We start from the raw sequence: 12,870 nt of genomic DNA, 5'->3' as shown, positions 1-12,870 counted from the left end.
CTTTAACCACAACAAACGCTACAATTCAAAAAAACTTATTTATACCGTTGTTTTAATTTTAAGTTCATTCATCTGCGTATCAGCTATGGTTGATGGTGAATCGATCATTACATCGCGGCCCGAATTGTTTTTAGGGAACGCGATTACATCACGAATAGAATCCAAACCGGCGAAAATAGATACCAGGCGATCAAACCCAAGGGCCAAACCACCATGCGGAGGTGCGCCAAATTCAAAGGCATCCATCAAAAAGCCAAATTGCTTTTGCGCTTCTTCTGCAGAAAAACCTAAGTGCTTAAACATCAGGGACTGGGTAGCACGGTCATGGATACGAATAGATCCGCCGCCAACCTCGGTACCGTTTATTACCAGGTCATACGCGTTTGCACGCACAGCTCCCGGATCGGTATCAAGCAGGGCAATATCCTCTGGTTTTGGCGAGGTGAACGGGTGGTGCATGGCATGGTAACGGCTGGTTTCTTCATCCCACTCCAGTAACGGAAAATCCAACACCCACAGTGGTGCAAATTTGTTTTTATCGCGTAAACCTAAGCGGTTGCCCATCTCCAGGCGAAGCTCATTCAGTTGCTTACGTACTTTATCTGCAGGGCCGGCTAATACCAGCATCAGGTCGCCCTTTTCAGCTTCAAATGCCGCTGCCCAGTTGGTCAGTTCATCTTCGCTGTAAAATTTATCAACTGATGATTTTAGCGTGCTATCTTCGTTATAACGGCAATAGATCATGCCGGTAACACCAATTTGCGGGCGTTTTAACCATTCGGTTATTTCATCTAATTGTTTACGGGTATAGTGGGCGCAACCTTTTGCGTTAATACCCACAACAAGCTCGGCATTATCAAAAACGCCAAAGCCTTTACCCTGAACAATATCATTCAGCTCCACAAACTCCATCCCAAAACGCACATCAGGTTTATCAGAACCGTACAGGCGCATAGCATCAGCATATTGCATGCGCGGAAAATCGCCCAGATCGATGCCTTTTACTGTAGTAAACAGGTGGCGGGTTAAACCTTCAAAAATATTCAGGATATCTTCCTGGGTGATGAAAGAAAGCTCGCAGTCAATCTGCGTAAATTCCGGCTGACGATCTGCTCTCAAATCCTCATCCCTAAAACATTTCACAATCTGGAAATAACGGTCAAAACCGCTCACCATCAGTAACTGTTTAAATGTTTGCGGCGATTGCGGCAAAGCATAAAACTCGCCCGGGTTCATGCGGCTTGGCACCACAAAATCGCGGGCACCTTCTGGTGTCGATTTGATCAATACCGGGGTCTCTACCTCAATAAACTCAAGATCGCTTAAATATTTGCGAATCTCCTGTGCCATTTTGTGGCGCAGAATGAGGTTGTTGCGTATTGGCGCACGGCGCAAATCCAAATAACGGTATTTAGCCCTAAGCTCCTCGCCGCCATCGGTATCATCCTCAATCTGGAAAGGTGGGGTTTTAGCGGCGTTAAGTATCTCTATATCTGCAACGGCTATTTCAATTTCGCCGGTTGGTATTTTTGTATTTTTGTTGGAGCGTTCAAGTACCTTACCGGTAACCTTGATCACAAACTCACGACCAAGCTCGCGGCTTTTTTCGCGCAGGGTGGCATCTGTATCTGTATTGAAAACCAGTTGGGTTAAACCATAACGGTCACGCATATCAATAAACGTGGTACCGCCCAAATCGCGCGATTTTTGTACCCATCCGCACAAAGTAACCGATTGGCCTAAGTTGCTGATATTTAATTCGCCGCAGGTGTGAGTTCTAAGCATAACTATATTTATAAAAGTTCGCAAAAGTAAGTTTTTAGTTGGAAGTCCGAAAATCCCGAAGAATGAAAGTCCAAAAGTTGGGCATTTTACTCAGGAATTTATACATCTTTTCTCGCATACTTTCCACCTTTTTTTACTTTCGGACTAAATCCCTACCTTTGCGCAATAATTCTCAAGGGGTGCCTTGCTTTGGTGTAATCAAAAACATATTGTTTTTACCAAACTGAAAGACAGGCTGAGATCAAACCCATGCCCCCCAGCCCCCTAAAGGGGGAGTTCTTAGTTTAAAGCCAGCCTTTAGCCTACTTACTCCCCCTTCAGGGGGGCGGGGGGGCTGCACCTGATCCGGGTAATGCCGGCGTAGGGAGAGGTAACATGTTAAGAGTACTGCCATTGTACCCTGGTGAGCAGATGGTTTAACTAATTTAAGTTTTTACACATTTTGAAGTTTTTCTACCTGGCGATCGCCGTATTGCTGTTGCCCGTTTTGGCATCGGCCCAACTTTCCATATCCGGAAAAATCACTAACCAATCTGGCGAAGCCCTGCCCGGCGCAACAGTCACCATTACCAATCCTGCCGCCAGCGCTATTGCAGATGCAGCCGGCAAGTACCAGCTTAGCAACCTTAAAGCCGGCAAGTATCAGCTTAATGCCAGTTACATTGGCTATCAAACTATTAGTAAAAACATCGTTGTAGGCGCCAATGAAGTTATTAACTTAACCCTCAACAGCAATACATTTGCTGCCGAAGAGGTGACCATAAGCGCCACCCGGGCGGTTAAAAACTCGCCTACTGCTTTTACCAACCTCAGCAAAAAAGATCTGGCTAAAAATAACTTCGGGCAGGATCTGCCTTACCTCTTAAGCCTTACTCCATCAGTGGTTACTACTTCTGATGCAGGCGCTGGCATAGGTTATACAGGTATCCGCATCCGTGGTTCTGATGCCACAAGGGTTAACGTTACCATCAACGGCATTCCGTTGAATGATGCAGAAAGCCAGGGATCATACTTTATTGACCTGCCCGATCTGGCCTCGTCTGTGGATAACATCCAGGTACAGCGCGGTGTTGGTACATCAACCAACGGCGCGGGCGCATTTGGAGGTAGCATCAATATTCAAACAACCACCCGCAGAGATACCGCCTATGCCGAGATCAATACATCGGCAGGCTCTTACGGTTCTATCAAAAATACTGTTAATGCGGGCACCGGTTTATTGGGTGGGCATTTTAGTTTGGATGGCCGTTTGTCGCGCATTCACTCCAATGGCTATATTGACAGGGCAACGTCCGATTTAAAATCACTTTACCTGAGCGCTGCCTGGTACGGTAAAAACAGTACCATCAGGGCCAACGTTATATCGGGTCATGAACGTACTTACCAGGCCTGGAACGGCATTGCCGATTATGTGATAGGCGATAATACCCGATCAGACAATCGCACTTATAATGAACTGGGCTTAATGGCCGATGGCTCGTTTTATAAAGACCAGGTTGATGATTACCTGCAAAACCATTATCAGTTACTGTATGATCAAAAAATAAGCAGCAAGCTATCATTCAGCGGAGCTTTGCACTATACCAAAGGCAAAGGCTATTACGAGGAGTATCGCCAGCAGGATGCAGTAACCAACTATGGTTTAAAACCGGTGATCATTGGCACAGATACGATCAACAATACCGATCTGGCCCGCCGTCGCTGGTTGGATAATGAATTTTATGGCGTTACCTATGCGTTAAAATATCAGCCTGAAAGCAACCTGAACATGACTTTGGGTGGCGCTTATAACCAATACTCTGGCGCGCATTATGGCAACGTAATTTACACCAAAGAGAGCGCGGGTATCGATCCAAATTATGAATACTACCGCGACCATGCCAAAAAGAACGACTTTAATATTTTTTACCGTGCCGAGTGGCATTTGAATGATGTTTTGCTGTATGCCGATGTGCAGTATCGCCATATTTACTATAACTTTTACGGTATTGACAGAAACCTGCAAAATGCCCAGCAAAGCGCCGAACTGAATTTTTTTAACCCTAAAGTGGGTATCACCTATCAGCTTAATGAACAAAGCAATGTGTACGCGTCATTTGCTGTAGGCAACCATGAGCCAAACCGGGATGATTATGTAAATTCACCTCCGCAAAAGCGACCTAAAGCCGAAAACCTGAAAGATTTTGAAGCCGGTTACCGCACTGTAGGCAAAATTTTTAGCGGCGGCATCAACGCGTTTTATATGCTATATAAAAACCAGTTGATACTAACAGGAGCGCTGAATGATGTAGGCTCGCAGATTCGTACCAATGTGGATAACAGCTACCGTGCAGGTGTCGAGCTGGATGGTAAAGTAAGGATAACCAGCCAGCTTAACTGGGGACTTACCGCTACCTGGAGCGCCAACAAGATCAAGAACTATCACCAGTTTTTCTCCAATTATGATGATGGCACACTGGTTGAAGAAACTTTTAAAACAACAACAATTGCCTATTCGCCATCGCTTACAGGGGCAAGCATCATCAGCTATAGCCCTATTAAAGGCGGCGAGATCGCTTTCATCAGCAAATATGTGAGCAAGCAATATTTAGATAATACAATGAACCAAAACCCCGCAGGGTTTAACATAGCGCCCGATAACCTGGGCAACCCTTACGCGGTTAACCGTTACCTTAAAAGCTATTTTACAAGCGATGTAAGGCTGCGGTATAATTTCAGTATCAGCTCGGTTAAAAACATTGGTTTGGGTTTACAGGTTAATAATATTTTCAGCAAAAAGTATGAGGCCAACGGCGCTACCTATCCAGATATCGAGAGCGGGCATGTGGTAAATTATAATTACTATTTCCCGCAGGCGCCGCGCAATTTTATGGCATCACTGAGCCTGAATTTTTAATACACGCGAATGGTTAGAATTTGGGCGAATTTCACGAATTAATGCATGGTAGATGATACGAATTGCAATGAGACAAATTCACTTATTTAAAGAGGCACGATAATGCATAATCTGCTCTCTCTTTTTATAGAACAAATAAAGGAAACCACCTGGGTGCAATGGCTTGCCGTTGCACTGGGTGTTGCCGAAGTGTTACTGGCCCGTAAAAACAATATATGGCTTTATCCCGCAGGCATCCTGGGCACAGCTATAGCTATTTATCTTTTAATGAATGTTGGGCTTTATGCCGAGTCTATCCTCAATGCCTATTATGTAGTAATGAGCATTTACGGCTGGTGGTACTGGATAAAACGTCGCAACGAACCTCCGGTAAAAATCAGCCGGAGCAATAAAACCGAGTGGATGATAAGCCTGGCAATAGCTGTTATTGGCTGGGTATTTTTTTATGTACTGCTCAAAAACCTCCCTGCCAAATATTTTACTCCATCAAACGTACCGGTTTGGGATGCGTTGATATCATCAACGGCCTGGGCAGGCATGTGGCTGCTGGCCCGCCGAAAAATAGAGAACTGGATATTCCTCAACGTATCAAACCTGTTTGCTATTCCTATTCTGTTTTATAAACACCTGCCTATGTTTGCACTGCTCACCATTTTTTTATTTGTGATAGCCTTTTTGGGTTATTTTGACTGGGGGAAAACAATAAAGAGTGAAGAATCAAGAGTTAAGACAAAAGGTGTTTATTCTTCATAAATTTACAGATCCTGATTCTAAAATGAACCATCCTTCGTATCATCTTAAACCCGACTGGGTAAAAACAATCCGCGATACAGCACCACAGGCCGAAAAGCAGGGTATGTTGCATCCCGATCAACTTAAGTTGATATATGAGCAGGGCTGGTTTAAATTCCTTGTTCCTGAAGTCTATTCAGGCTTGCAACTTGCTTTACCGGATATGGTAAGGTTGGAAGAAAGCCTGGCCTGGGCCAACGGCAGTTTAGGCTGGGTGGTAACCTTATGCAGCGGGGCCGGCTGGTTTGGCGGTTTTTTATCTGCCGATATAGCCCATGAGTTATTAAACAATCCGCATTTATGCCTGGCCGGCAGTGGGGCATCCACGGGTACTGCAACCATTACCAATGGCGGTTATATTATCAATGGTACCTGGAAATATGCCAGCGGTGTACATCATGCCACACATATAACAGCGAACTGCATTATTAAAAATGGTGAGGAACCTGTTTTAAATGATGATGGCACTAAACTGATCCTCCCCTTTATTTTCGACAGGAAAGATGTGGAAATTTTGCCCGCCTGGAAATACATTGGCATGATGGCAACCGGCAGTGATGCCTATGAGGTAAAAGATCTTTTTGTTAATGCCAACAGGTGTTTTAAAATTGACCCCGAATTTGCCGTAATTGATGCCCCTTTATATCAATACCCGTTTTTACAACTGGCCGAAGCAACCCTTGCCGCCAATATCTCCGGCTTAGCGGTCCATTTCCTGGATCTCTGCAAACCAATATTTGAAGAAAAACAATTGGGCAAACGTTTAAGCATCGCCCAAAAAGAGATTATAAAACAATTACTTACCAAACTAACGGAGCAGCTACATCATGCCCGCGAAGTTTTTTACCATGCTGTTGACGCCTCCTGGCAAGGAGAATTGACCGGGGAAAACTTCCATCTAAATGAAGTAAGCACAAGCAGCCGGAAACTGGCCAAAACAGCACGCGAATGTGTTGACCAGCTATACCCCTATTGCGGCTTACACGCTGCAAACCCCGATACTGAAATTAGCCAGGTATGGCGTGATCTGCATACCGCAAGCCAGCATTCGTTGCTAACATTTAGCCTCGCTTAACAACAACAACATTACTCATGGTGACCTTTTTTTTGAGAGAAAGTCGGCCGGGGCCTTTTGTAACAATAAGCTATAATTAACAAAAACTTCACATAGCTATTTAATTTCATTGCTGATATTTGGCCGATTCAAAGTAAAATAAAAATGAAGTTTAAACATCTGCTGCTTATTTCCTTATCTATAGTAACTGTTTCTGCATCGGCACAAAAAAGAAAAGCTGCTGCACCTGCCCCATCTAATACCTCAGTACCCCGCCCTAAACTGGTTGTTGGCCTGGTGGTTGACCAAATGCGCTGGGATTACCTTTACCGCTACTATGACCGTTACCAAACCGGCGGATTTAAACGCATGCTGAACGAAGGCTACACCTGCGAAAACACCAATATTGATTACATACCAACGGTAACTGCCGCGGGCCATACTTGTATCTACACGGGCTCAGTACCGGCTATACACGGCATTGCAGGCAACGATTTTATTGTACAGGCAACAGGCAAATCAATGTACTGCACGGATGATAGTACAGTTACTGCGGTTGGCAGCACCTCAAAAGCCGGCCAGATGTCGCCCCGCAATTTGCTGGTGAGCACAGTTACCGATGAATTAAGATTAGCAACCAACTTCCGCTCAAAAGTTATTGGTATTGCTTTGAAAGATCGCGGTGGTATTTTACCGGCAGGTCACTCTGCAAACGCGGCCTATTGGTTTGATGATGCCAGCGGTAACTGGATAAGCAGCACCTATTACATGACAGATCTGCCTGCCTGGGTTAAAAAGTTCAACGATCAAAAGATCCCCGAAAAATATTTGAAACAGGATTGGAACACCCTTTACCCCATAGCAACATACCTGCAAAGCGCACCGGATAACAGCAGCAAATACGAAGGCAAATTTGCCGGAATGGATGCGCCAACCATGCCCGTTAAAACTTCTGAATTATATAAAGGCCGTTTAGGTATGATCCGCTCAACTCCTTACGGTAACTCCATGACGCTTGATTTGGCTAAAGCAGCTGTTGAAAGCGAGCAACTGGGCAAAAATACAGTTACCGACTTTTTAGCTATCAGCCTTTCATCTACAGATTATGTTGGCCATCAGTTTGGCCCCAACTCGGTTGAGATCGAAGATACTTACCTGAGACTTGACCGCGACATAGCTTCATTTTTTACTTATCTTGATGCTACCGTGGGCAAGGGCAATTACACGGTATTTTTAACTGCCGATCATGGCGCTGCACATAACCCAAATTTCCTGGCTGATCATAAGATCCCGGCAGGCACATGGGATGATGGCCTGGCCCAAAAAGAAATGAACGCCTTGCTGAACGATAAATATAAAGTTGATAAGCTGGTGATCAGCATGGATAATTACCAGGTTAACTTTAATAATGCGGCCATTAAAAAAGCTGGTTTAAATGAGGACGCTATTAAGTTTGATTGTATCCAATACCTGCAAAAACAACCCGATGTGCAATTTGCAGTTGATATGCAAAGAGTAAATGCGGCAACTATTCCGGAGGATTTGCGTACCCGCATTATAAACGGTTATAGTGCCGAGCATAGTGGCGCTATCCAGGTAGTGTTAAAGCCCGGATATTTTTCAGGTCACGGATCAACCGGTACTACACACGGCACCTGGGCACCGTATGATACACATATCCCGCTGGTATTTATGGGCTGGGGTATTAATCATGGCAGCCTAACCCGCCAAACGCATATGACAGATATTGCCCCAACCGTAGCATCATTGCTGCACATACAGGCACCTGATGGCAACATTGGCAAAACCATTAGCGAAGTAATAAAATAAGTTACGGATGCCCCGCAACAAGGTGCGGAGCTATTTCGTATTCATACATAAAACATAGAGGCGCATATTTGCGTCTCTTTTTTAGTTTTCAACTCATAGCAACAAGGCAAAATATCCACCCCTACACCAAATCTAAAATGAAAAAATACATTTCCAAATTTCATTATCTAACACAAGACATGGCAAACCGCAGCCATACAGAGCAGGTAGAGATAGCTTGCGCCGCTGGAGCCAATTGGATACAATACCGTTGCATGACAAAATCTGATGACGAGCTGATAGATGAAATAAATGACCTGGCTGTTATTTGCGATGATTGGGGGGCCACACTCATTATCACCAACCATTATGATCTGCTTGACAGGGTTGATGCCCAGGGCGTACATATAGAAGATTTTGATGCCGATCTGGTAACCATTCGTAAGGTAATAGGTGAAGATAAAACGTTGGGTACATCGGCTACAAATGTGGCTGATCTGTTAAAAATACAAAACCTGGGAGTAGTTGATTATTGTGGATATGGGCCGTTTGCACATACAGATACCAAGCTCAATGATTTCCCATTATTAGGTTATGAAGGCTATCGCCTGCTTGAAAAACAACCTGTTGATATTCCTGTAATTGCCGTAGGCGGGATACAATTAACAGATGTGGAGCAACTGCTTAAAACCGGCATTTATGGTATAGCCGTTTCATCAGCTATCAATCTTTCACTCAATCCTGCTGCCATGGTGAAAGAATTTTATAGAAGCATTTTTTAATAAAATTCAATTTTGTTCGCTAAACAAAATAAATAGGGCAATGCAGCACCTTATTTGCTAATATTTTTACCTGTAAGATAAATTTAGGCTACGAATTTTGTAAATTGCATTATAAAATCTCTATAAACCTCATTCCAAATCTTATGGAAACCTATAATAAAGTGTGGCGGGCATTCTTTGCCTTTTCGCTCATTGCAATTGCCGTACAACAATTTATTTACACCGGTTTCAGGCCGGTGATTATGCCACCAGAGCCAGCGTTTATTGGGCAAAGCACTTTTTGCATGTGCGTTGCGAGCATCTTACTTATTTTAATATCCATAGCTATCATAGCGGGTATCAATGCCCATGTAGTGGCCGATTATTTGGGAGCATCATTGTTACTGATGCTGATACTTTTTCATATTCCCTATAACATCAAACACAACTTAAATAACCTGGGTGGTTGGACCGATGCTTTTAAAATGCTGGCCCTTTGTGGCGGCACTTTTATTATGGCTACATCACTCCCCACCCATAAAATAAGCGGCATTGATGTGGTAACCGAAAAACTAAGACCTACAGGCCCTTACCTTTTTGCGACCACCATGATTGTTTTTGGCATTATGCACTTTGTTTACCCCACATTTGTAGCAACGCTTGTACCAGCATGGATCCCCTTTCATTTATTCTGGACATACTTTGCCGGCGTTGCCCTTATAGCAGCAGGCGCGGCTATCGTACTCGGGAAAAAAGTAAAGTTAGCCGCTACTTTATTAGGCATAGCCCTCTTTTTATGGCTTATCCTACTCCATATACCACGTGCCATCGCTGATCCGCATAGCGGCGACGGTAATGAGTGGACCAGCGTTTTTGAAGCCCTGGGCTTTAGTGGTATAGCATTTTTAATTGCCGGCACATGTAAGCCCCGAAAAAATGGAACGGGTCAGTAATTAGTCAAATCCGCTTTAGCTGTTTTGCTTTTATTGTATATTCACAAAAAAATTTCCATAGCATGACAGCTTATAGCTTTTTACAACATCTTCATTCCGGTTTCAGGTATATTGTACTGGCATTAATATTAGCAGCCATTATTGGCGCATTAATTGGCTGGATAGGTCAAAAGCCTTACACCAATGGCATTCGCAAGCTCATTTTATTTGCGCTGATATCGGCACACACACAATTGCTTATTGGCATAGTACTTTATTTTGTTAGTCCGCTTGTGCAGTTCACCAGCGATACGATGAAAAATCCCGTGAGCCGTTATTTTACTGTTGAACATTGGGTTATGATGATAATAGCTATCGTTTTAATCACCATTGGCCACAGCAAATCTAAAAAAGCAGCTACTGCCGAAGGCAAGCATAAGATTATTGCTATCTTATATTTTATCGCTTTGTTAATTATTTTGGTGAGTATTATACTTATTCCACGTAGCTAATAGGATTTAGCAAATAAATAGTTTCTAAAAAAATTTGATAATTCATTTTTCTTTATAAATTTGTGACCTCGATGATTAAAAACTCACATAAAAACAGCTGGTGGCACCAATTAAATTTGGCAGCCGGATACGTTTTTGGTCAGAGATAAATCTAATCAATTGTAAACCTAAGTAGGAAACCCGGCGACCCCAATTCGCCGGGTTTTTTTATTACATATTTTTTGAAAACATAACATGAGCAAATTTAAAATAACCACTACCCATAAAAAGCTGCTTGCCGATACCACCACCCCGGTAAGCATTTACCTGCGCCTGCGCGATGTATTCCCTAATTCGCTGTTGCTGGAAAGCTCTGATTACCACAGCCGCGAAAACAGTTTAAGTTACATTTGCTGCGAACCCATTGCCGGCCTGGTGCTTAACAATGGTATCCTTAAAAAACAGTACCCTGATGGTAGCCAGGAGAGCCATGAGGCGGGCACATTTGAGCTGATAGATCAGCTTAACCAATTTATTGACAGTTTTGAAACTGATGCCAATCCGCTTAAAATAATTTCAAATGGTTTGTTTGGTTATTTTACACACGAGGCTGTTGAACATTTTGAGACCATTAAACTAAAGCAAAGCGATGATGTAAGCCGGCAGATACCAGTGATGCAATATCATATTTACCGCTACATTATAGCCGTTGATCATTTCAAGAACGAGCTGTACATTTTCCATAACCAGGCCGAAGGCGGCCCAACAAACGGCGGTATCGAGAAACTGGAATATCTGATCAAAAATAAAAACTTCCCTGAATACAGCTTTAAAAGCAGCGCCGCCGAGCAATCAAACCTTACCAACGAGGAGTTTATCGCCATTGTTGAAAAAATGAAGCAGCATATTTTCAGGGGCGATGTTTTCCAGATAGTACCATCAAGAGCTTTTTCACGCACTTTCCAGGGTGATGAATTTAACGTTTACCGGGCCTTGCGCTCCATTAACCCATCGCCTTATTTGTTCTATTTTGATTTTGGTGATTTCAGGATCTTTGGGTCATCACCCGAGGCGCAGATTACGATAAAAAACAATGTGGCCAGTATATTCCCTATAGCCGGAACCTTTAAACGCAGCGGCGACGATGAAAAAGATGCCGAAATAGCCCGCAACCTGGAGAACGACCCCAAGGAATCTGCCGAGCATGTAATGCTGGTAGATTTGGCCCGTAATGACCTGAGCAGGCATTGCGAAAAGGTAGAGGTTAAGGCTTTTAAAGAAGTACAATACTATTCGCACCTTATCCATTTGGTGTCGCATGTAAGCGGCAAGCTTTTACCGGGTGTATCATCCTTTAAGATAGTTGCCGATACTTACCCTGCAGGTACACTCAGTGGCGCCCCAAAATACCGGGCCATGGAACTTATTGATGAAAACGAAAAAGCGAAACGTAGTTTTTATAGCGGCGCAATAGGCTATATGGGTTTCAATGGCGAATTTAACCATGCCATCATGATCCGCTCATTCCTGAGTAAAAACAATACCCTGCATTACCAGGCCGGGGCAGGTATTGTAGCCGGCTCCATAGCCGAAAGCGAATTAAAAGAAGTTGATAACAAGATAGCAGCCTTAAGACGGGCTGTTGAACTGGCCGAGGAGCTGTAGAGGCGGGGAGCCGGTTGCGGGGTGCGGGTAAAGCCTGGCTTCGTTTTAGAATTTAAAAATTAGGATTTAGAATTTTACGATGAACAAGATATTAATTATAGACAATTACGATTCCTTCACCTACAACCTGGTGCATTTGGTTAACGAGCTTGGCCTGCAATGCGAAGTTTGGAGGAATGATAAATTTGCCATTGAAGATGTGGATGCTTATGACAAGATAATCCTGTCGCCGGGTCCTGGTATACCTTCAGAGGCGGGACTACTGTTGGATGTGATCAAAAAATACGCGCCTACAAAGAGCATTTTTGGTGTTTGTTTGGGCCAGCAGGCTATCGCCGAAGTTTTTGGTGGCAGCCTGTACAATCTTAGTCAGCCGATGCATGGCATTGCAACACCTATAAAAGTTATTGATGGCCAGGAAGAATTATTTCAAGGCTTACCCGATACTTTTAAGGTTGGCCGTTACCATTCATGGGTAGTAAGCAGCGATGGTTTGCCCGATGTATTAAAGGTTACGGCAATTGATGAGGCCGATAATTCCATCATGGCATTATCTCACCGGGAATATGATGTAAGAGGGGTCCAATTTCATCCGGAATCAATATTAACCGAGTACGGAAAAGAAATAATGCAGAACTGGCTAACCCGGTAATTGACGGATAATGATAACTTTGTGTTAACAATG

Annotated in this window: 10 protein-coding genes; 9 read left to right on the top strand and 1 reads right to left on the bottom strand. The window is 43.7% G+C overall.

All coding sequences use genetic code 11. From position 1 onward, the window contains the following. Positions 1-39: 39 nt before the first annotated feature. Positions 40-1,785 (bottom strand): aspartate--tRNA ligase, encoded by a 1,746-nt coding sequence (aspS, locus tag AC1D0K_RS25315; RefSeq protein WP_477391463.1) that lies wholly within the window; start codon positions 1,783-1,785, stop codon positions 40-42. A gap of 442 nt (positions 1,786-2,227) precedes the next feature. Here aspS and AC1D0K_RS25310 point away from each other — a divergent pair, with 442 nt between their 5' ends. The 9 genes from AC1D0K_RS25310 to AC1D0K_RS25270 all read left to right on the top strand — a co-directional run bounded on the left by AC1D0K_RS25310 (position 2,228) and on the right by AC1D0K_RS25270 (position 12,837). Then, entirely contained in the window at positions 2,228-4,681 is a 2,454-nt protein-coding gene (locus AC1D0K_RS25310) for a TonB-dependent receptor (RefSeq protein WP_477391462.1), read from the top strand. Between the two features lie 102 nt (positions 4,682-4,783). After that, positions 4,784-5,434, top strand: a complete 651-nt coding sequence (pnuC, locus tag AC1D0K_RS25305) for a nicotinamide riboside transporter PnuC (protein ID WP_477391461.1) — start codon at positions 4,784-4,786, stop codon at positions 5,432-5,434. Further along, the gene (locus AC1D0K_RS25300) at positions 5,391-6,548 is read left to right on the top strand and encodes an acyl-CoA dehydrogenase family protein (RefSeq protein ID WP_477391460.1); all 1,158 of its coding nucleotides are present in this window, start codon (positions 5,391-5,393) and stop codon (positions 6,546-6,548) included. Before pnuC ends, AC1D0K_RS25300 begins: the two co-directional genes overlap by 44 nt. Positions 6,549-6,692: 144 nt before the next feature. Next, complete coding sequence (gene pafA, locus AC1D0K_RS25295; RefSeq protein WP_477391459.1) at positions 6,693-8,357, top strand: alkaline phosphatase PafA; 1,665 nt, start codon at positions 6,693-6,695, stop codon at positions 8,355-8,357. 137 nt (positions 8,358-8,494) lie between these two features. Further along, on the top strand, positions 8,495-9,118 hold the full coding sequence (locus AC1D0K_RS25290) for a thiamine phosphate synthase (RefSeq protein ID WP_477391458.1): 624 nt from the start codon (positions 8,495-8,497) through the stop codon (positions 9,116-9,118). 143 nt (positions 9,119-9,261) lie between these two features. After that, positions 9,262-10,050, top strand: coding sequence for a DoxX family protein (locus AC1D0K_RS25285; RefSeq protein ID WP_477391457.1), 789 nt, complete (start codon positions 9,262-9,264; stop codon positions 10,048-10,050). A gap of 62 nt (positions 10,051-10,112) precedes the next feature. After that, entirely contained in the window at positions 10,113-10,541 is a 429-nt protein-coding gene (locus AC1D0K_RS25280) for a cytochrome B (protein ID WP_477391456.1), read from the top strand. Positions 10,542-10,775: 234 nt separating this feature from the next. Continuing rightward, complete coding sequence (locus AC1D0K_RS25275) at positions 10,776-12,185, top strand: anthranilate synthase component I family protein (RefSeq protein WP_477441869.1); 1,410 nt, start codon at positions 10,776-10,778, stop codon at positions 12,183-12,185. 79 nt (positions 12,186-12,264) lie between these two features. Continuing rightward, a complete protein-coding gene (locus AC1D0K_RS25270) occupies positions 12,265-12,837 on the top strand; it encodes an anthranilate synthase component II (RefSeq protein ID WP_477391454.1) in 573 nt (190 codons plus the stop codon). Positions 12,838-12,870: the final 33 nt, after the last annotated feature.

The sequence above is a fragment of the Mucilaginibacter sp. P1_A3 genome (assembly GCF_056406855.1).
This window is presented reverse-complemented; position numbering and strand designations above follow the sequence as displayed.

Excerpts from the sequence above, each read along its gene's own strand:
- aspS (WP_477391463.1), bottom strand. The coding sequence starts at position 1,785 with ATGCTTAGAACTCACACCTGCGGCGAATTAAATATCAGCAACTTAGGC.
- pnuC (WP_477391461.1), top strand. The coding sequence starts at position 4,784 with ATGCATAATCTGCTCTCTCTTTTTATAGAACAAATAAAGGAAACCACC.
- pafA (WP_477391459.1), top strand. The coding sequence starts at position 6,693 with ATGAAGTTTAAACATCTGCTGCTTATTTCCTTATCTATAGTAACTGTT.
- AC1D0K_RS25290 (WP_477391458.1), top strand. The coding sequence starts at position 8,495 with ATGAAAAAATACATTTCCAAATTTCATTATCTAACACAAGACATGGCA.
- AC1D0K_RS25285 (WP_477391457.1), top strand. The coding sequence starts at position 9,262 with ATGGAAACCTATAATAAAGTGTGGCGGGCATTCTTTGCCTTTTCGCTC.
- AC1D0K_RS25280 (WP_477391456.1), top strand. The coding sequence starts at position 10,113 with ATGACAGCTTATAGCTTTTTACAACATCTTCATTCCGGTTTCAGGTAT.
- AC1D0K_RS25275 (WP_477441869.1), top strand. The coding sequence starts at position 10,776 with ATGAGCAAATTTAAAATAACCACTACCCATAAAAAGCTGCTTGCCGAT.
- AC1D0K_RS25270 (WP_477391454.1), top strand. The coding sequence starts at position 12,265 with ATGAACAAGATATTAATTATAGACAATTACGATTCCTTCACCTACAAC.